Annotated in this window: 22 protein-coding genes; 14 read left to right on the forward strand and 8 right to left on the reverse strand. The window is 39.0% G+C overall.

Annotated elements, in window-relative coordinates:
- The first annotated feature begins 48 nt into the window (after positions 1-48).
- Complete coding sequence (locus ZOBGAL_RS15095) at positions 49-696, forward strand: hypothetical protein (RefSeq protein ID WP_013994528.1); 648 nt, start codon at positions 49-51, stop codon at positions 694-696.
- Between the two features lie 144 nt (positions 697-840).
- Entirely contained in the window at positions 841-1311 is a 471-nt protein-coding gene (locus tag ZOBGAL_RS15100) for a hypothetical protein (protein ID WP_123772427.1), read from the forward strand.
- A 131-nt stretch (positions 1312-1442) separates the two neighbouring features.
- Here ZOBGAL_RS15100 and ZOBGAL_RS23395 read toward each other — a convergent pair whose 3' ends face one another.
- A complete protein-coding gene (locus ZOBGAL_RS23395; RefSeq protein ID WP_013994530.1) occupies positions 1443-1664 on the reverse strand; it encodes a hypothetical protein in 222 nt (73 codons plus the stop codon).
- A gap of 82 nt (positions 1665-1746) precedes the next feature.
- On the opposite strand from ZOBGAL_RS23395, the gene ZOBGAL_RS15105 reads away from it, so the two are divergent.
- The 5 genes from ZOBGAL_RS15105 (at position 1747) to ZOBGAL_RS15125 (ending at position 4855) form a co-directional block, all read left to right on the forward strand.
- Positions 1747-2070, forward strand: coding sequence for a hypothetical protein (locus ZOBGAL_RS15105; RefSeq protein ID WP_148560717.1), 324 nt, complete (start codon positions 1747-1749; stop codon positions 2068-2070).
- 15 nt (positions 2071-2085) lie between these two features.
- The gene (locus tag ZOBGAL_RS15110) at positions 2086-2586 is read left to right on the forward strand and encodes a tetratricopeptide repeat protein (RefSeq protein ID WP_052725578.1); all 501 of its coding nucleotides are present in this window, start codon (positions 2086-2088) and stop codon (positions 2584-2586) included.
- Positions 2587-2842: 256 nt separating this feature from the next.
- Entirely contained in the window at positions 2843-3400 is a 558-nt protein-coding gene (locus ZOBGAL_RS15115; RefSeq protein ID WP_013994533.1) for a Crp/Fnr family transcriptional regulator, read from the forward strand.
- An 82-nt stretch (positions 3401-3482) separates the two neighbouring features.
- Entirely contained in the window at positions 3483-4292 is an 810-nt protein-coding gene (locus tag ZOBGAL_RS15120) for an SDR family oxidoreductase (protein ID WP_013994534.1), read from the forward strand.
- A 215-nt stretch (positions 4293-4507) separates the two neighbouring features.
- Complete coding sequence (locus tag ZOBGAL_RS15125) at positions 4508-4855, forward strand: hypothetical protein (protein WP_013994535.1); 348 nt, start codon at positions 4508-4510, stop codon at positions 4853-4855.
- A 239-nt stretch (positions 4856-5094) separates the two neighbouring features.
- Here ZOBGAL_RS15125 and ZOBGAL_RS15130 read toward each other — a convergent pair whose 3' ends face one another.
- Positions 5095-6669 carry an IS1182 family transposase gene (locus ZOBGAL_RS15130; RefSeq protein ID WP_013994536.1) on the reverse strand — a complete coding sequence of 525 codons (1575 nt, stop codon included), beginning with the start codon at positions 6667-6669 and terminating at the stop codon, positions 5095-5097.
- A gap of 157 nt (positions 6670-6826) precedes the next feature.
- Between ZOBGAL_RS15130 and ZOBGAL_RS15135 the strand changes: the two genes are divergently transcribed.
- From ZOBGAL_RS15135 to ZOBGAL_RS15145, 4 genes are all read left to right on the forward strand, one after another.
- The gene (locus ZOBGAL_RS15135; protein ID WP_148560718.1) at positions 6827-7432 is read left to right on the forward strand and encodes an EndoU domain-containing protein; all 606 of its coding nucleotides are present in this window, start codon (positions 6827-6829) and stop codon (positions 7430-7432) included.
- Between the two features lie 315 nt (positions 7433-7747).
- Positions 7748-8653, forward strand: a complete 906-nt coding sequence (locus tag ZOBGAL_RS15140; RefSeq protein ID WP_013994538.1) for a leucine-rich repeat domain-containing protein — start codon at positions 7748-7750, stop codon at positions 8651-8653.
- Between the two features lie 278 nt (positions 8654-8931).
- Entirely contained in the window at positions 8932-9012 is an 81-nt protein-coding gene (locus ZOBGAL_RS24055; RefSeq protein WP_394331329.1) for a lipoprotein, read from the forward strand.
- Positions 9009-9440, forward strand: coding sequence for a VOC family protein (locus tag ZOBGAL_RS15145; protein WP_013994539.1), 432 nt, complete (start codon positions 9009-9011; stop codon positions 9438-9440). The genes ZOBGAL_RS24055 and ZOBGAL_RS15145 overlap by 4 nt, the downstream gene beginning before the upstream one ends.
- A 261-nt stretch (positions 9441-9701) precedes the next feature.
- On the opposite strand, the gene dsrP is transcribed toward ZOBGAL_RS15145, so the two are convergent.
- The 6 genes from dsrP to ZOBGAL_RS15175 all read right to left on the reverse strand — a co-directional run bounded on the left by dsrP (position 9702) and on the right by ZOBGAL_RS15175 (position 16068).
- Positions 9702-10928, reverse strand: a complete 1227-nt coding sequence (gene dsrP, locus ZOBGAL_RS15150) for a sulfate reduction electron transfer complex DsrMKJOP subunit DsrP (RefSeq protein ID WP_013994540.1) — start codon at positions 10926-10928, stop codon at positions 9702-9704.
- Positions 10929-11009: 81 nt separating this feature from the next.
- Positions 11010-12140, reverse strand: coding sequence for a 4Fe-4S dicluster domain-containing protein (locus ZOBGAL_RS15155; RefSeq protein ID WP_013994541.1), 1131 nt, complete (start codon positions 12138-12140; stop codon positions 11010-11012).
- A 10-nt stretch (positions 12141-12150) separates the two neighbouring features.
- Positions 12151-12780: a cytochrome c gene (locus tag ZOBGAL_RS15160; protein WP_013994542.1), complete on the reverse strand. Its 630-nt coding sequence runs from the start codon at positions 12778-12780 to the stop codon at positions 12151-12153.
- On the reverse strand, positions 12770-13492 hold the full coding sequence (locus ZOBGAL_RS15165; RefSeq protein WP_013994543.1) for a cytochrome c: 723 nt from the start codon (positions 13490-13492) through the stop codon (positions 12770-12772). The genes ZOBGAL_RS15160 and ZOBGAL_RS15165 overlap by 11 nt, the downstream gene beginning before the upstream one ends.
- A 3-nt stretch (positions 13493-13495) precedes the next feature.
- Positions 13496-15823: a molybdopterin-dependent oxidoreductase gene (locus tag ZOBGAL_RS15170; RefSeq protein ID WP_013994544.1), complete on the reverse strand. Its 2328-nt coding sequence runs from the start codon at positions 15821-15823 to the stop codon at positions 13496-13498.
- An 11-nt stretch (positions 15824-15834) separates the two neighbouring features.
- On the reverse strand, positions 15835-16068 hold the full coding sequence (locus tag ZOBGAL_RS15175) for a hypothetical protein (RefSeq protein ID WP_013994545.1): 234 nt from the start codon (positions 16066-16068) through the stop codon (positions 15835-15837).
- A gap of 316 nt (positions 16069-16384) precedes the next feature.
- Here ZOBGAL_RS15175 and ZOBGAL_RS15180 point away from each other — a divergent pair, with 316 nt between their 5' ends.
- The 3 genes from ZOBGAL_RS15180 to ZOBGAL_RS15190 all read left to right on the forward strand — a co-directional run bounded on the left by ZOBGAL_RS15180 (position 16385) and on the right by ZOBGAL_RS15190 (position 18452).
- A complete protein-coding gene (locus ZOBGAL_RS15180) occupies positions 16385-17566 on the forward strand; it encodes a molybdopterin molybdotransferase MoeA (RefSeq protein ID WP_013994546.1) in 1182 nt (393 codons plus the stop codon).
- Positions 17567-17575: 9 nt separating this feature from the next.
- Positions 17576-17917 (forward strand): winged helix-turn-helix domain-containing protein, encoded by a 342-nt coding sequence (locus tag ZOBGAL_RS15185; protein ID WP_013994547.1) that lies wholly within the window; start codon positions 17576-17578, stop codon positions 17915-17917.
- A 94-nt stretch (positions 17918-18011) separates the two neighbouring features.
- A complete protein-coding gene (locus ZOBGAL_RS15190; RefSeq protein ID WP_013994548.1) occupies positions 18012-18452 on the forward strand; it encodes a molybdenum cofactor biosynthesis protein MoaE in 441 nt (146 codons plus the stop codon).
- Positions 18453-18729 lie beyond the last annotated feature (277 nt).

Consider the following 18729-nt stretch of genomic DNA (forward strand, 5'->3'; position numbering starts at 1 on the left):
AATTTTAACCCCGTAACTACGGTTATACTAACCGTTACCACACATTAGATGAAAACCGAGAGAAATTGGAATAAAGCGAAATGGATTTTTAAACCTGATGGAAGTTTAAAAGATATTTACGTGCAAGATGTTGACTCTTCGGATTGGAAAAAACTGATTGAATTTCTGAATTCGGAATACAATCTAATATTTGGAATTGATAAAGAAAACGGAAAAAAAAGAATTGACTTTGATTACGTCCAAAAAATGTGGAATGACGAAACTGGAAAATTAGAAACTAAATCTCTGACAATAGATTTAAACGGAGTTTTAGTCAAAAGTTATTTCTTTTGTCCAGAACAAATTGAATTTGACATACAACCAACTGAAATAAAATCGGAATCGGAACTGAATTCGATTTTGGATTTTATGCAGTCAATTAGTAAGTCACTCAAAAAACAGGCAACTCTTACAGATGAAAATAACGCCAAATTTCCTCTAATAAAAGTTGACTTTGAAAACGGAATTGAAAAAATACTGACCGAAAAGGAAATGATAGCAATCTCGAAAAAAGCAGGAATTTATATCGATTGGATTTCGAGAATGAAAGGATGGCTTTTTCCGAAACCAATTACTAATGAAGAATTAGAATATATGGCAATGGAAAGTGCTTGCAAACCATTTGAACCAGTTGGAAAAGAGCAAAACGTGTGGTAACACCGTGTATAATTAATGGCTGGTTCTCGCCTACTTACGAAAATCCTCGCGGATTTTCTATTCGGTTTTTATTTGCTAAATCAGGTGCTTAAACACGCCACTAATCATACACAATCACGTTACCCAACATTTAAAGAAACATCATTGAAAAAGGTAATATTCTATATTATAATGGGTTTAATTTATTCTTGTGATTATGTGAGAAATCAGGAGATTCCAGACAAAGCAAATATTTTGAAAGAATCAATGGTCTGTTCTCCTGCGGCATATAGAATAAATAAGATTGATTTAAAAAATAGCGTACCACTTGACGAATGGCAGGATAATTTAACGTGCGAAGGTTATTCAAAAAGACCGATGCAACAGCCTTGGACACCATATAAACTTCTATCTGAAATAAGAAAAAAAGAGATTCTTCAGATGTTTGATTTTTTTCACAAAAATTACCCAGAATGTAAGATACTCCAGGATTTAAAGTTTGAAGAGGGATTTTTTGCTGCCTGTATCACAGAACAATTTTATCAGTCGGAGAACAAGATAAGAACAAGCTTCCACACAATGTTTATTTTGAATAAAGAAAAAAAAGTCCTCTACACTATTAAAGATTTAAATTGAAACATAAGTTCTTAAAAAACCAGCAGACGGATTTCTCATTAAACTGAATATAACTGACAGGATTGATAAATTTTATCAAAATTAAAAAATTAACCTAAATTCGGATTGGAGAAAATTACGGGTTGAGAGAATCAGTGGAACGAAAAACGTTGGGTAACAATGGCTATACTCAATGCGGGCGTAAGTGCTGAATCCATTGGTCTGGGCGTGCCGACGAGCACCGCAAAATCTTTTGGATTTTGCTTTTGAGCGGGACAAGATAAAACCAAAACAAAAAGATTTTTGCTATTGCGTGGCGGAAAAGTAGTTTCGTGCAGCCCCGCACTGAGCATAGCCGAGACGTTGTGGTGCATTTAAAAAAATTAGATGAAATTCAAATATTTGTTCATATTAAGCATTCTCATAATAAGTTGTGCTGATAAAAAGACTAGTACTGTGAAAATGGAATTAATGGTATTATCCAATTACGGAGCGGAGGAAAAAATAATTTCAGATAGCACCTCTTTATCTCAAATTAAGGAAACTATGAAAGAAATTGATTGGAATACTTTTAATCAAGTGATTCTTTCCACAGATAATAGCAATTGGATTGAGGTTGGCGGAAATTTAAATGAAGATGGACTCTCTTCAATGTATGAGGAAAATGGAAAGCAATTTGTTATTAATGAACCACCTTCCTCAATTGACCATATGACAGAAATTCTAATATCTTATTTTAATGGAGATGGAAACTTTAAAAAAGACAACAACTTTGAATAAAACTAAAAAGAGATAATGGGTTCAAAGGTTCCAACTGTACGACAAACCAATTGGATTTCAATAATCCCACATTTAATCGTAATGGGCGTTATAATCTTTGTGTGGTTTTTAATAAATCCACAAAATGCAGTTCTTTATGGTGCAATCACATATCTTTTAATTTCATTTTCATTGAGAAATCTAATTCCACGAGACCACAGAAATGGAATAAAGAAAAATAATTCAGAAAAATTTAAAGATGCGATTCCTGACTTTGAAAAAAGTTATGCTTTTTTTAAAAAATACGAATGGATTGATAAGTACAGGTTTATAACATTATTAAGCTCCTCCAAAATGTCATATCGAGAAATGGCATTAGCCAACATAGGGTTTTGCTATTCACAAATTGGGAATGGAATAAAATCGAAGGAATACTACGAACGGACTTTAAAAGAGTTTCCCGAAAGTGGATTGGCTAAATCCGCATTGAATATGATAAATGCGATGGAAAAAAACGCACCACAACAAAACCTATAAACAATACGGGCTTAGGGCATAGTCGCAGGGTTTGCGTATTTTTATGAAGACCGCAAAATCTTTGGGATTTTGCTTTGTAGAGAAAAAAAGAAAAAACAAAACACAAAGATTTGGCTATGTGTGTGGCGGAAAGCAAACGCTAGTTTACTCACGTACTGTTCATAGCTCAGGCGTTGGCAGCAAGGCGAAAACGACAGAAATACACTTTTTACCAAATGGTAAATGACGCAAAACAAAGATATATTACTTTGCAGTAATGAAAGAATTTATAGAGTACATCTTGCAATATGGTAATTTGAATAAACAGCAAATTGACTTGATTACAAGCAAAGCAAAAGAAATTGAACTTAACAAAGACGACTATTTTGCAGAAGCGGGAAAAGTTTTGAAACAAGTCGGGTTTATTATTGAGGGTATTCTTCGTATTTGTTATTACAACAACAAAGGTGAAGAAATCACTAAAATTTTCATTGAAGAAAACCATCTTCTTTTCAACTTAAATAATGCACCTTCAACGGAATATATACAGGCTGCAACAGATTGTAAGCTACTTGTATTTTCTAACAAAGATTGGAAAGAAATTTCTGAAACTATAATTGATTGGGAACATATTATTCAAAAGATTACGAATAAATCACTTGCGCAAAAATTGGAACGAGTAAGTCCGTTAGTTTCACAAGATGCAACCACACGTTATCTAGAATTTATGGAAAAATATCCAACACTTGTCAATCGCATTCCCTTATCATACATCGCTTCATATTTGGGAATCACACAACAGTCGTTGAGTAGAATAAGAAAAAATATTCGCTAAACTGATTTTACCATATGGTAAACAGGTTCATTTTTAATCTGTGCACTTTTGTTCCATCAATTTATATTAAAAAATAAAGAAAATGGACAAAACAATTTTTATTACAGGCGCATCATCAGGATTAGGAAAAGCAACTGCCAAATTATTTGCGGCAAATGGTTGGACGGTAATTGCTACAATGCGTAATCCCGAAAAAGAAACAGAACTTACTGAGTTACCAAACATTCATCTTTTGAAGTTGGACATCAATAATGCCAAGCAAATTGCTCAAGTAGCTTCTGAAGCAGAAAAAATAAGTCCTGTAGATGTATTATTCAATAATGCAGCGTATGGACTTATGGGAGCTTTTGAGGGGACTAGCGATGAACAATTAACAAGACAGATCAACACTAATTTCTTAGGAACAATACTCGTTACAAAATCATTTCTTCCTTACTTCAGAGCAAGAAAAGGAGGAACGATTATTACTGTTACATCTTCAACCGCTAATATTCCTTATCCGTTTGTAGCAGTTTATGCAGCAACAAAATCAGCATTGGAAACGTGGACGGAAGGAATGAGCTACGAACTAAATGAGTTTGGAATCAATATCAAAACAATTGTTCCTGCTTATATGCAAACTAGCTTTGGAAATAATGCACAAATGGTTTCTCATCAAAATTATCAGGAAGTTTTTAATCAATACATCACGGCAATGAAAGCAGATTCAAATGCAAAAAAAGATACACCTGAAACCATTGCCAATGTAGTTTTCCAAGCTGCGACAGACAACAAAAAGCAATTACACTACACAGCTGGCAATCTTTCAACAGTAGAATATGAATGGCTGAGAAAAGATGGAATAGAAAATGTAATTTCAACAATGAAAAAGCGATTCTTTGAACACGAATAATGACGTAAAAAAGCCCAGCTGCCAACAACGTATATAGCTCATAGCTAATCAGTTGCTCAAACGAAGTTAAGATATAATTGGAAAGTCGCCAAATTTTTAAATTTGACGATTAGATAAATAGTAAAATTTGAAAATCTGGCTTGTGCTTAATCCGAAATTTATTTCCTAATTTGCACGCTACAAGCCATATACACAACCGTTGGCAACAATTTCAAATGAAGAAACTCATATTACCTCTTTTGTGTATTATTTTATTAATCATCTGGAATAACTACTATCCAAAATGGGCAATTACCGGAACATACGTAAGCAATAATTCTGAACCAATTCTTGAAGGGCCGTCTTCAATTGACACTCTGGTTCTATTTAAAAATGGAACTTTTAAAAATGGAGCTTGGGGAATAGGGGATTATAAAATAAAAGGAGGCGATATCGAATTCTCCTATGAATATGAATATGGAAAAGCAGGTTATCACACCAGTATTGATAGGTTTTTATTCGTCGGAAAACCAAGAATATCCCTGAATTATGACCTAGGTTACTATTACAAAAAAGTGAAATAAAAGTGTTGCCAACAAAATCTCAACGCAATTTCGGTCTTTAAACAACTATGCACATGGACTTCACTCAGAATCAACTGTTGCGCAGATGGACTTTACTCGGACGAAAATAGTAAGAATTAATAATGGAAACGGTACACTCGAACGGAGAAAAACTGTTGCCAACAATAGTAACCGTTGCACAACCCCATAATCATTAAAATAACGACTCACATAACCGCTTTTTAAGGCGGTTTTATCTTTTAGACCACTGGCCAACCTATATTTTTTGGGTAGCCTACAAGTGAACTTTGAAATGCTTGGAAGCAGTTTTTTGCGATGCGCGGCAAAACAAAGCTTCCCGCCCCGCTTTTTGAACGTTTTTCCGTGAATTTCAGGTACTTTTTCAGGTTGTAGGCAATCGCCGAGAGGTGCATGACCTTGTTCGCCTGTTCGAGCCCTATGGTATTCACCTTCCTCAGCCCCATGAACTGTGTCAACGTTCCAAAAACGGGCTCTACCGTACTCTGTCGTTTGCCTTTCATATATCTGCCCTGTTGGCTGTTCACCCTTTTGATGTTCCGCTCGTACTCGGCCCGGTAATAGGTGACCGAAAATTGTTTTTCGTTCACCTTGCCCAGACATGTGGATTTCAACGGGCAGCCCTTACAGATCAGACTCGATGCGCGGTACGCTTTCTTTTTCGTACCCGTACGGTGATCCTTGAATACCTTTCTGAACGGGATGACCTTGCCCTGTGGACAGATATAATGATCTTCGATTTCATTATACGTAAAACCCGTGGGGCCGCCCTTGTACGTGCCATGGGGCGGAATGAAGCTCTTTAGACCGATATCCTCTAGAAAGGCATAGTTCTCCCCGCTACTGTAACCCGTGTCCGCTACGCAGTTCTCCCAGACCAGGCCCTGTTGCCACAGCCTTCTTTGCAGGCGTTTTACGATGTCGGGCAACTGTTGGTTGTCCTTCCCGTCGGCATGGTAGGCCCTGATGTCCGTAATGACGTGGTGGGCCGTATCGACGCTCAATTGGGAAAGGTAGTTCAGTTTTCTAGCCTTGCCCGGTTTTACGCTGATCCTCGCATCGGGGTCCGTGGGGCTGTAGTGCGTTTTGTTGCTCGTATACTTGGCCCCCTTGTTCTTGGCGCCCGGGCGTTGGTCCTGGTCCTTCGCCCATTTTTTGTTCCGGCCCTTTATCGCAGCCAGTTCGTTGGGGTTGGCCGTAACGCTGCGCTGGCCCTTGTCCGACCTGTCGTTCCGCGATTTACGGTGTGGCTCACCTTTGTCCATGGCACTCAGGACACGTACCTTGCACAGGTGTTCGTCCAGTTCCCTTTCGGGCACCTTAAGTTCCAAGGTGTCCATGCTCGCGTTGGCCTTCACAGGTGCGGAATCTATGGCCTGGGTATGGCCGCTCACCATTCCCTTCTCCACGCACATACGTAAAACCGTGGTGAAGACTTCCTCGAATACACTTTCCGGGAACAGTTGGCGGGTACGGCTTATCGTACTGTGCCAGGGGAGCTCCTCGTCTATATCGTACCCTATGAAATAAAGGATGTCCAACCGTAGGGAACAATGGGCCATGAGCTTGCGGTCGCTGACGATGTTCTCCAGATAGCCCACAAGGCAGAGCTTGAAGAAGACCACTGGGTCTATGCTCTTTTGGCCGCTGTTCCCGTAATAGCCTTCGGTAAGGCCGTAAAGGAAGCGTAGCTCCAAAACCTCTTTCAACCGCCTGTAGAAATTGTTCTTGGGGATTCGCTCGCTCAACTGGAAATGGGCGAACAGTTTTTCTTGATACTCCTTTTTTCCCTGCATACCTAAAACTAACGACCCAACGTTAAGATCGCCTTGATCCTATGTGGTTTTTTCGTTAACTTGTGTAAACTATGTCTCTTAACGAACAGCTGAAAAATTTAAGTTGGAATTTCAATATTATATACACGAGGACACTTTTACTACAAACAAACAAGGTTTGAAAACTGGTACTACTATATCTAAAGTACCTTCTGTCTATACCATTAAATATGTGGAAGATGGAGATGAGGGACCATTTAAAGACCTTCCAAGTTTAAGAAAAGAATCTAAAATTTTTCGAAAGCTCCTAACAACAAATCCAAAAAGAGCGCAACAAATTTGTCAAGAAAAGCACATAAATGTGATGAAAGATTTCGTTTTAACTGATGAAAATGTGAGTGTATCACCAGATTTTGTAGAATTAATTGAACATTGTACTAAAGGAAAAATTAGGAATGGAAGAATTACTGGAATTCATTTTTATGATAGAGAATTAGTAAAAATTAGAAAAGTTTTAAAGAAGAATAAAAAGGGTGTATTTGAAGCCAAAATAGAATACTATGACTCTGAAATGGATAGATGGACAAAAAAGGAAAAGCCCAGTACATTTTTTCCTCCAACATGGACTTTAAACAAGTTGTTCCATGAATGTCTATTCGCTGTGAATAACAAAAAGAAAAAATTCGGAGCTTTAAACGTTTATAAATCAAAAATGGAATCTGGAATCAACGTGGAAATTATTATCAAAGATGGACTTCTAAAATCAATTTATCCCCTGCTATAAAAAGCCTGTGCCTAACAAAAGTAACCGTTGCACAACTCGTCATCGGGAATAAATTGATGGTTTTTGAATTATTAGAAATATTAAAACTCAATATGTCAGCTAGTTACATCTTATAAAAAATAACTTAACAAGTACGTATTGATGGTATTCATAGTTGCGCAACAAGCACAACGGCTATAAGCAATTGGGGCGAAAGTAATAAAACGAAAGTATAAACATAAAATAAAGGTTTGTGCTTAACCGAAAAGTTAGGGCAAAAATCCCCAACTGCTCATAGCCAAACCGTTAGCAAACATTTAAAAAGCACATATTAGAATGAGAAGAATTTTATATTCATTATTAATAGTATTGTCAATAATCTCCTGTAAAACTGGAAAAACAAGTTTAAAAAAAACTTTAGATTTTAAAAAATCCATTATTGACGCTCAAACAGTAATGGGTGCTATTTATTCTTTAACATATTGTGGAAAAGAATCGGAGACCAAATTGGAATACAAAGACTTTGAACCAATTGAAAAAGCGATTAGATATTCCTTATTGGACCTTTCAAATTATGAAACTGAATTCAAAATGAATGTCATTCCAATGGAATTAAATCTTACCGATAAAAATAGACAAAGTGTCTCTTTGATTTGTGAAGAATTAGATTCCTTAGTACGAATCACCAAAAATTTAGTAAATAAAAATTCTGAACAAATTGCTCCAGAACAGATATGGATTGCTACTACTTTAACTTCAATGAATCCAGGCTCATATTACGACGGAATTAACAGACCCGACTCAACTATAACTTTAGAAAATCATCCTTTGAAAAAGGTTATAGAAATAATGAAACTTCAAGATATTAGTTTTTCAAGAGTTATGTATATAAGTGACAAAAGCCTTTTAAAGATGTCTGAATTAAGTCCAAATATAAAATTCATTGACCTCAGTGCTTCAGGACTGACTTCCGAAGTGTTGAACTCCTTGAATTTAGACAAACTAAAGGCTCTATCAAGCTTGAAATTATATCAAAATAATATTGATACTCTACCGAACAAATTGACACAAATCCCAAATTTGAAATATTTGGATTTAAATAAAAATAGGATAAGGAAAATGCCCGATAATTTAGGTTTGCTTAAGAAACTAAAATATTTAGACTTAAGAAACAATTATTTGGACGTAAGAGAAAAACTTCGGGTACGTAAAGCCTTGAAAGATACCAAAATACGATTCTAAAAACGTTTGCTAACACAACCTATAAACAATTCGGGCTGAGGGCTTAATCACATGGTTTGCGTATTTTTATGATGTCCGCAATCCCGATAGCTATCGGGATGGGATTTCGCTTTTGAACAAAAAAAACAGAACCAAAAGATTACGCTACGTGCGTGGCGGAAAGCGGCCAACGCGCCAACTCGCCCACTGCTGTCGCAGGTGGCGTGCCCCGTACTGTTCATAGCTCAACCGTTGTGCGTCAGCTAAAAAAAACATCGTGATAACTTAACATTAGCGATATGAATAAAATAATACTAACATTATCGGTTCTAATATTACTCGCAAGTTGCAACTCGAAAAATAAAAAAACAACAATATGACAGACAAAAAAGACCAAACGGAAAAGCCAGCTTCAAAAGTTGACAATACGCCAAAAGTAACGGGAGTTGGTGGAATTTTCTTCTATTCTGACAATCCGAAAGAAACGCAAAAATGGTATGCTGAAAATTTAGGAATAGAAACTAATAATTGGGGGTCATCGAGTTTTGACAGTAGAGATGTTGACAATCCTGATATTGTAAATTCTCTTCAATGGAAAGCGTTTAAAAAAGGCGATGAATATTTTTCACCTTCCAAAAAAGAATTTATGATTAACTACCAAGTTCAGAATATTGAAGGACTTGTGAAAAAATTAGAGAAAAACGGAGTGACTATACTTGACAGTATTGAAGCTTTCGATTACGGAAAATTTGTTCATATTTTGGATAAAGAGGGCAACAAGATTGAGTTATGGGAACCAATTTTGTAAGCTTCCCTTAAAACCGGACAGTTTAATACTAGAGAAAACTAAGCAGTTCTAATTAGGGGAAGTTTGCAGGGGTGAGCAAGAGTTTCTTTGGTCGCAAATGCGAACGCAATATTTTCGCAAAGGGCCGGAAGCGAAGGAAGGTACACTGGTGGACACAGGCCGATTTGCATTACACGGACTGCCCATCAATGAGCTAAAGTTCCGTATAGTTCTTGCGGGTATTGCAGCCCTATGGACATATTTCAGGAAGAGTTGTAAAGCCTAAGCTTTTTTGTCCTTATACCGTAATTCTCCCAACTCAATACCAATGGCAGTTTTGGCAAGAATGGTAAATATAAAGGCACCCATTGCCCAAATGCCGATTGTTACGCCAATTTCTACGCCGGTGGGTAGGTATTCTACTATTTTACCGTAAGGTCCGGGAATGAAGCCAGGAACGATCAAACCAAATCCTTTTTCTATCCATATCGCTACAAATAGCATAAAGCAGCAGAAGTATAATACTTTCAGGTTATTTCTAAATTTATTGAATGTGAGTATCACTGTGGCAAGAACGTTTAAAGGTATAGCGGTCCAAATCCACGGTAATAACGCATCTTTACCATGTAGTCCAAAGAAAAGGTAATACGCACTTTCACTGTGGTGTGTAGGGGCATAAAATTCCTTGAACAATTCAGAGACTAGCATGATCAAGTTTATCTGAGCGGCTACGGTGACAATCATTGCTATTTTTTTGATTGTTTTGTCTTCTATCTTGAATGCCGTAAAAGACCGTATGACGGCCAAAACCAAAATAATAAGTGCAGGTCCCGCTGCAAATGCCGATGCCAAGAAACGAGGCCCTAACAATGCATTGTTCCAAAAAGGACGTGCTTGCAGACCTTGGTATAAAAATGCAGTTACCAAGTGAATACCCACGGCCCAAAACACGGATAGAATTGCACCCGGCACATACACACTTTTCTTTGCTTCTTTATTCTGATAATGCTTAAAGAGGATGTAAAATGGAATACTGATATTAATGAAAAGGTATCCGTTCAAAACAATAACGTCCCAAGTCAGCATGGAGTTCGGGAAGTTGAAAACCCCTATTCCGGGGATCATATGCCATAACACGGATGGCCCCCCCATATCGGCAACTACAAAGGCTAAACACATTATTAATGCCGCTACGGCCAATCCTTCGCCAATCAAAACGGCCTGTTTAAAATCGATATCTTTTAAAACGTAGGTGGGCATGACCAACATTACGGCCGCGGCGGCAACTCCGACCAAGAAAGTAAAGTTAGAAATGTACAGTCCCCAGCTAACGCGATCGGACATTCCGGTGGCGCTAAGTCCTTCTTCCAATTGAATGGAATAACAATACATGCCGATTAGCATCACCAAGGTAAGAAACCCCATCCAAAGGTGATACTTTTTAGATCCCTTGGTTATGGTATCTAAGCTATCGACCACCAAACTTCTAAATACTTTAAATGCTCCCATTGTATATTATTTTAAATCTGCCGACTAAGAATTTCTGCTATTCTAAGCCTTACGATTTATATGCTTTCCTTTATGACGTTCTTAGTCCATGAAGTACCAGAACTTGGGTTCTGTGCCTAAATCTTCTTTTAACCTAAATACTTTCTTGTTTTCCAGTACCCATCGTATGGTGCTGTTAGGGTCTAAGAGATTGCCGAAAATCCGAGCTCCGGTAGGACATGCTTCAACACAGGCCGGGTTTTTCCCTTTACGCGTACGTTGTACACAGAAAGTACATTTCTCCATGACGCCTTTCTTGCGCATTCTGTTCCCTAGGTAATGTTGATTTTTGTTTACTTCGTTTTCTGGAACTTCGGGTTTACTCCAGTTAAAACGTCTACCATCGTAAGGGCAGGCAGCCATACAGTAGCGGCAGCCAACGCACCAGTCATAATCTATAACCACGAGTCCGTCTTCCTCTTTCCATGTTGCCTGCACGGGGCAAACTTCCACACAGGGAGGATTATCGCAATGAAAACATTGTGTTCCCATATAGAAATGACCTTCTGCGGGCACCTCGTGGTAATAATTATCATCCGCTTTGTCAAACTTAAAGCCTTCCCCATCTTTCATCTCATGAATACGGATGTACTGCATTTCGGAATTACGGTCTTGGTTGTTCTCCTCAACACAAGCACTAACACAGTTCATATACCCCTGACATTTGGATATATTGAAAGCATAGCCAAAGAGCACATCTTCTGCCGCATTTTCTGCGGTCATATTTATGTTTTTATTCGTACGCAGTTCATACGAGCGCATAAGTCTATTTATAGTAGCCTGTTTTTCCTCATCGGTCATTAGTTTATAGTTTCCCTTAAACTGTTCCTCCCAATCGATCTGGGCCTTTTCCTTGGTATCACTTCCCGCGGTTACACTACATGAAGTGGTTACTGCGCCAGCACCTATCAAGAGGCTGGCAGTTAGTTTTTTAAAGGCACTCCTTCGGTCCATCTTTACATCAAAAACCTGCTCAAAGCCATCGCGGTGTCTTTCCTCTCCTATAGATGCGTTGATGGCGGCCTCGTAAAACTCATCGGCGCTTAGTTCCTCTTCTTTTTTTTGGCCGCTATTACAGCTTCCCTCTGATTTACCGCAACCACAAGAACCCGAAGATTCTTTTCTGTTATTTAGACCTAGGTCTAGAGAGTACCATTTTTTATTATCGCTCATACCTTTATTTTTAATGACCTAAACCTTCGTTACGTTCTATAGCCGTTTTTGTATTGAATTGTACGGGCCATCTCGTTTCAAAACTGGGACTGTGCGGATTATGACAATTCACACAGGTATTAGACGCTCGTGGAGGAGCCCATCCTGCTACTTTCTTACCGTGGGCGCCGCCTTTCCAATCTTCGAATTGACTCGAATGGCATTGTGCACATAATTTGTAGCTTAAATTGAAATCTATGTTTTTTCCCGTTAGGGTATTCAATTGATTCATGTCCTCTCCGTTGTGGCAGGTAGCACAGTTCATGGCATCACTATTGGCATGATTCACTTTAATGTCCCAGTGTGCTTTTGGCGCATCTTTACCAATCATCTGCGAGACCGGTTTGCTATGGCACTCTGTACAGGCAAATGATTTTATTTGTCCTTTTCGTTCTGGAATAAGGAAGGTATGTTCTCCTTCCGTGATTTCAATTAACTCCGTATCCGCTAATAGTTCTTCGGAGGTCAACGCGCCATGATAGGGTTTACTTTCCCCTTCTATTTTATCGGATATGGTATGGTACTCTTCTCCGCCTTTACAAGAGAATAAGGATACCCCTAGAAGTACTACTACGAAATATATTAGCGTTCTATTTTTCATTTAGTTTATCGAATTGTCTTAGAAATGTATTCGCATCAACGGTGGGTTGTTCACTATGTTTTGGCAAATGGCATTGTCTGCAGTTTATGCGGTCCGGATGTGAAACTCTAATTTCTTTAGGGGCACTTGGCCCTCCGTGACAAGAAATACAGTTTTCTCTCATTTGTAATTGATGCGGTATCATTGGTGGGCCTCCCAGCAATGCATTATTTGCACCAAGTCCCACTTTTGGTGGTTCTGGTTTGGCAAATCCGTTTTCCTTAAAGTCGCTAGTGGTGTTTTTAGTAACGTGGCACTGTCTGCAGTTAACCATTTCTGGATGTGGCGTAACAGGGGCATAAGCATCAAATTTTGCTACAAAACCACCGTTTTGGTGACATTGTATACAGGTATTGCCTCCATAGCTGCGCTCTTTTGCTACGGGGTGTGGAATACTTGGTGGTGCTCCCGGATAGGCTCTATTATCATAATACGTATCTAGCGTTCGTTGGTGGTTTTCATCTACGGGCATATTGAGATAATCCAAACCTGCACCTGCATCATCAAATCGTCTGAAAGCGCCACTTTCCGATGGAATAAAGTTTCCGGTAGGAGTTTCAATAACAGGTGTGTAGGCTTCCTCCAAGCCTTGTTCATAGCTGTAGTTCCATACCACGATAAACGCAATAAAGATCACTACAAAAAACGATATGATTCCAAGTCTTTTTTTCATAGTCTAGGCTCTTTCAACTTTTACCGCACATTTTTTATAATCCGGTTCTTTGGAAATAGGGCAGAAGGAGTCTAGGGTAACATCGTTAATGAGCATGTTCTCATCAAAGAAGGGAACGAATACTTGCCCTTTTGTAGGTAAACCTCTTTCGTTGATGGATGCCGGTAGTGTACAAGAACCCCGACGAGAGGTTATTTTAATGTTTTCTCCGTTTCTAATTCCTAAAGACTTTGCATCATCTGGGTGAAACTCCACATACCCATTTGGCATTGCTTGATGAAGTACGGGAATTCTACGCGTCATGGACCCTGTATGCCAGTGTTCTACAACACGACCGGTGTTTAGCCAGAATGGGTATTCTTGATCAGGTTTCTCTGGGGCCTCTTCAAAAGGACGTTGCCATATAACCGCTTTGCCATCTGGTTTTCCATAGAAATGAAAGTCTTCTCCATTGGAACAAGCAGGGTCATATTGTGCATTATAACGCCATTGGGTGGACTTGCCATCTACATAAGGCCAGATAGCTCCGGACTCTTTCTGTAGGACTTCAAGTGGTGCCATGCCGTGTTTTGCACCTTCGTGAAATTGTCTGTATTCGTTGTATATTTCTTCTACGTGATTTTCTTTGCTATAAGGGAATAGGTCTTCAAATCCCATTCGTTTTGCTACTTCAATAAACATCCAGGTATCTGCTGTTGCCTCTCCTGGTGCATCAACCATTTTTTGCCAATACTGTGTTCTTCGCTCAGAATTACCATAGAGTCCACCTTTCTCAATATGCCAAGCAGCTGGAAGAATAACATCTGCTACATCCGTAGTAGGTGTAGGGAATACATCCGAAACCACAACAAAACAAGATTTCTTTTCCATGGCTGGACGGTAACGGCTGGTCTTAGGTAATGAAACTAAAGGATTGGTCGCTTGTACCCATATAAAATTGATGTCTCCGCGGTCTACTGCCCGGAACATTTCAGTGGCATGATAGGTAGGCTTAGATGGAATGCGCTCTACAGGAACCTTCCAAATTTTAGCGGCCATTTCCCTATCTTTTTCGTTCATTACTACACCGTGTGGTAGTTTGTGCGTAAAAGTTCCCACCTCACGAGCGGTACCACAGGCAGAAGGCTGACCTGTTAATGAGAAAGGTCCGTTGCCCGGTTGCGATATTTTACCGGTAAGTAAATGAATATTGTAAACAAGATTGTTAATCCATGTTCCTCTAGTGTGTTGGTTCATTCCCATACACCAGTAGGAAACTACTTTTTTATTCGGGTCTCCGTAAATTGCCGCCAGATATTTAATATCCTTAACGGATACCTTAGAATATTTAGCTACTTTTTCTGGACTATAGTCCTTTAGGAATTCTTTATAGGCTTCAAAATCTATTTTCTCCGGCTTATCCGTAAACTGAAAATTGTCTTCTAGACCATAGCCAATATTGGTAAGGCCTTTACTAAAGCTACAATGCTTCTCAACAAAGGATTTATTGACCCATCCGTTTTGTATGATTTCATAACAAATGGCATTTGCTACCGCCAAGTCGGTTTGGGGTTCAAATAAGATTGATTTATCGGAAGCGGTACTAGAACGTGTAGTTCGCGTAGCAAAATCAATAATCTTAGCACCACGTTTCGCTTTTTGTTCCAGCATTCTTGAGAATAGTACCGGGTGCATTTCTGCCATATTGTTTCCCCAGGTAACAAAGTAATCGGCGTGATCAATATCTTCATAACAGCCCATGGGTTCATCCGCTCCAAAAGAGGTTAAGAATCCTGTCACTGCACTTGCCATACAAAGGCGTGCATTACAATCTAGGTTATTGGTCCCTATAGCCCCTTTCATGAATTTAGAAGCAATATAGCCTTCCGGTATTGTAGACTGTCCTGAAGTATACATGGCCACGGAATCCTTACCGTTCTGGGCAATGCTTTCTTTCATTTTTGAAGCAACAAGGTCCAAAGCTTCATTCAATGGGGTTTCTACGTATTTGCCATTTTTCTTTACCAAAGCAGTTTCAAGTCTGTCCTTAGATTGGATACACATGATTTGGTGGTATCCTTTTACACACAACAATCCTTTGTTCACGGACGAATTAGGGTCACCCTTTACAGCTACGGCCTTTCCATTTTCAGTACCTACAAGAATTCCACAACCTACGCCACAGAATCTACAAGGACCCTTTTTCCAATCCAGATTGGCATTATCGGGAATTCCTTTCTCTTGCTCACTGGCAAATACAATGCCGGGGAACATCGATGCGGCCGCTGTAATAGCCGACAACATGGCCATTTTCTTTATAAAATTCCTTCTGTTGCTTAGAGAATCGTACATAGCTATATAAATTATTGAGGGGTGTTAAAACCAGAAACTAAAGCCAGTAGTTTTAGACTGCTTAGGGCTTCAATTTTTTCTTTTAGAATTTCGTCTTCTTTGTCGTCTAGGGTGTCCGTTACCAATGCCAAAATATCTTGATTCTCTGCAGGAAGTACCTCACATTGATCGAAACCTTTTAAAGCGGTCAATAACTCGTCTTTCCGTCCTGCAATAGGGTGTGCTAAATAACTTTTGATAGGCATACTGTGTTGGTTATATAGGTGTGAAAACTCCGAATTTTCATTCAAAGTTGTCTTACAATTTAACAAAAATAGGGGAGTATTTTCCTTGAAAAGATGATAAATGTCATAGAGTGAATAATAAAGCAATCGCTATATTTGAATGGAAATAACGATTACTTGTTATTCATTCTCTTGTAATATACAGGATTATTCATGAAGAGATTCGAATAGTGGATATTACGTTGATTATAAGGTTTTTATTGTTGCTGATGTGCTTGTATAAGTTTGTTGGTATCTAAAATCATTTCATCTATTAAAATAAGAAGGCACGGAAATAATGATAGATACTACTACGGCGTTGGAATTGGTTTTGAGACATGGTACGCTCAATACCGAATTTTTTGAGGTAGACTTGAAAGATGCCCTAGATTATGTTGTGGCCAAAGATGTTGCTTCAAGAATAGATATGCCGCCATTCAGGCAATCGGCTATGGATGGTTATGCACTGCACCTGTACGATGATTTTACATATACCGTGGTAGGGGAAGTACAGGCTGGTGATAACAATGATCCCACTTTACGTAAAGGCGAAGCTGTCCGCATCTTTACGGGAGCACCCGTTCCAACTTCTGCAAATACGGTAGTCATGCAAGAAAGAGTAACCGTTGATGGTAATAAGATTATCATAGAAGAATCCCCGAAGGTGAATATGAACATCAGACCCAAAGCGGAACAGATAAAAGCGGGCGGTGTTGCCATAAACAAAGGGACTACGATTAAAGGGGTTCATATCGGATTTTTAGCGAGTTTAGGGCTTACTAAGATTACAGTTTCTAAAAAACCATCAGTGGCCATTGTCGTTACTGGAAACGAATTAGTGGCCCCGGGTATGCCCTTATCCTATGGTGAGATATACGAATCGAATGGAGCTATGCTAACCGCTGTACTAAACGAACTAGGTTATAAAAATACTTCTGTGGTTACTATTAGGGACGACTATGATACTACCAAAAATGTATTAAGGGATACTTTGGGAAAACACGATGTTGTTATCGTTACGGGCGGGGTATCCGTAGGGGATTACGATTTTGTCGGAAAAGCATTTAATGCCATTGGCGTACATGAGATTTTTTATAAGGTGAGGCAAAAACCAGGAAAACCCCTGTTTTTCGGTAAAAAGGAAGGAACATCCATATTTGGGCTCCCCGGAAACCCTGCAGCTGCGCTTAGTTGTTTTTACATCTATGTATATCCTCTTTTAAAGAAATATGAAGGCGCGGATCATATGAACCTTCCAATTATTTCTTTGCCTTTGTTATCTGATTATACGGTAAAGGGAACTCAGGCACAATTTCTAAAAGCACGGATAGAAGGTGCTGGAGTGACTATTTTAGGAGGACAGAGCTCTGCTATGGTACGTGCTTTTGGAGATGCCAATGCCCTGGTTTGCCTACCTGTGAATTCTATGGAAATAAGAAAAGGCCAGAACGTAAAAACACTACTATTACCCACCAAATAACAGTTTGTTATGAACGATTACAAAATAAAAAGTAGGATTTGGATTGAAGTAGGGGATAATGTTTTGTTTGGTGAGGGTAGAGTGCGTTTACTAAAGGAAATTGAGACACAAGGCTCATTGTCAAAAGCGGCAAAGTCTATTGGCATGTCTTATAAAAAAGCATGGACGCTAGTAGATGCCGTTAACAAATCGGCAAAAGAAGCCGTGGTAACTACATCGGTTGGTGGGCAAAAAGGAGGTGGGACGGTTGTTACACCCTATGGGAAAAAACTAATAGCGGCTTTTGAGCAAATCAACAAAAAGTGTTGGGAGTTTCTGGACAAAGAGTTTGAAACCCTAAACGGAATTTAAGAAAAACGAATCAGGTTTATCGCTACGGCAAAATGTCAATTCTGTCAATAGCACTAACACCAACAAGTTATAGTATAGAAAATAGGATTAGAAAATGGGCACTACTTATAAAAACGTATTTAAACAAGGCGCTATTTCTTCTGCATTTATAGCGGAATCTATTGCCAAACATCAATCTAAAACCAGTATTGGCGCGCATAATATTTTTCTTGGCCAAGTACGGGCCGATGTTGTAGACGATAAAAAAGTTGCAGCTATTGAGTATACGGCATATGAGGATATGGCAAATAAGAAATTCCATGAGATACGGGAGGCTACTTTTGAAAAATTCAACCTTAGCTGTATGCATATCTACCATAGTTTGGGAGAGGTAAAATCGGGAGAGATATGCCTATTTGTTTTTGTGTCATCACCAAGGCGGAAAGAAGTCTTTAAAGCGTTGGAATATGTGGTAGAGGCCATTAAGGCCGATGTGCCTGTTTTTGGAAAGGAAATATTTGAGGATGAATCTTCTCAATGGAAAGTAAACAGCTAGCGGCATGGTAGCGTATTAATACGCTTAAAACGGCAAGGGCTTAGGCGATTGTACAGGGCAAACATTCCTACTTGAAGATCTCGCTTACGTCCAACGTACCGTAGGCGCGTAGCTGGTACCCGGCATGCTCCAAAATCCCCTATTATGCCGTTCTCCGCTGTAAAGGAGTTTATTTGGAAGTCTCTATACTAAGGCTTTTGGGTGGCGAACCCTTAGTAGGAAAGGACATTGTTTTGATCATGGGGAAATTGGCGCTATCTGTTGAAGGAGTTGTATT

Origin of the sequence: Zobellia galactanivorans (genome assembly GCF_000973105.1) — a bacterium.
GTDB classification, from domain to species: Bacteria; Bacteroidota; Bacteroidia; order Flavobacteriales; family Flavobacteriaceae; genus Zobellia; species Zobellia galactanivorans.

Coding starts and splice junctions, on each gene's coding strand:
- ZOBGAL_RS15095 (WP_013994528.1), top strand. CDS start 49: ATGAAAACCGAGAGAAATTGGAATAAAGCGAAATGGATTTTTAAACCT.
- ZOBGAL_RS23395 (WP_013994530.1), bottom strand. CDS start 1,664: ATGCACCACAACGTCTCGGCTATGCTCAGTGCGGGGCTGCACGAAACT.
- ZOBGAL_RS15110 (WP_052725578.1), top strand. CDS start 2,086: ATGGGTTCAAAGGTTCCAACTGTACGACAAACCAATTGGATTTCAATA.
- ZOBGAL_RS15115 (WP_013994533.1), top strand. CDS start 2,843: ATGAAAGAATTTATAGAGTACATCTTGCAATATGGTAATTTGAATAAA.
- ZOBGAL_RS15120 (WP_013994534.1), top strand. CDS start 3,483: ATGGACAAAACAATTTTTATTACAGGCGCATCATCAGGATTAGGAAAA.
- ZOBGAL_RS15125 (WP_013994535.1), top strand. CDS start 4,508: ATGAAGAAACTCATATTACCTCTTTTGTGTATTATTTTATTAATCATC.
- ZOBGAL_RS15130 (WP_013994536.1), bottom strand. CDS start 6,669: ATGCAGGGAAAAAAGGAGTATCAAGAAAAACTGTTCGCCCATTTCCAG.
- ZOBGAL_RS15140 (WP_013994538.1), top strand. CDS start 7,748: ATGAGAAGAATTTTATATTCATTATTAATAGTATTGTCAATAATCTCC.
- ZOBGAL_RS24055 (WP_394331329.1), top strand. CDS start 8,932: ATGAATAAAATAATACTAACATTATCGGTTCTAATATTACTCGCAAGT.
- ZOBGAL_RS15145 (WP_013994539.1), top strand. CDS start 9,009: ATGACAGACAAAAAAGACCAAACGGAAAAGCCAGCTTCAAAAGTTGAC.
- dsrP (WP_013994540.1), bottom strand. CDS start 10,928: ATGGGAGCATTTAAAGTATTTAGAAGTTTGGTGGTCGATAGCTTAGAT.
- ZOBGAL_RS15155 (WP_013994541.1), bottom strand. CDS start 12,140: ATGAGCGATAATAAAAAATGGTACTCTCTAGACCTAGGTCTAAATAAC.
- ZOBGAL_RS15160 (WP_013994542.1), bottom strand. CDS start 12,780: ATGAAAAATAGAACGCTAATATATTTCGTAGTAGTACTTCTAGGGGTA.
- ZOBGAL_RS15165 (WP_013994543.1), bottom strand. CDS start 13,492: ATGAAAAAAAGACTTGGAATCATATCGTTTTTTGTAGTGATCTTTATT.
- ZOBGAL_RS15170 (WP_013994544.1), bottom strand. CDS start 15,823: ATGTACGATTCTCTAAGCAACAGAAGGAATTTTATAAAGAAAATGGCC.
- ZOBGAL_RS15175 (WP_013994545.1), bottom strand. CDS start 16,068: ATGCCTATCAAAAGTTATTTAGCACACCCTATTGCAGGACGGAAAGAC.
- ZOBGAL_RS15180 (WP_013994546.1), top strand. CDS start 16,385: ATGATAGATACTACTACGGCGTTGGAATTGGTTTTGAGACATGGTACG.
- ZOBGAL_RS15185 (WP_013994547.1), top strand. CDS start 17,576: ATGAACGATTACAAAATAAAAAGTAGGATTTGGATTGAAGTAGGGGAT.
- ZOBGAL_RS15190 (WP_013994548.1), top strand. CDS start 18,012: ATGGGCACTACTTATAAAAACGTATTTAAACAAGGCGCTATTTCTTCT.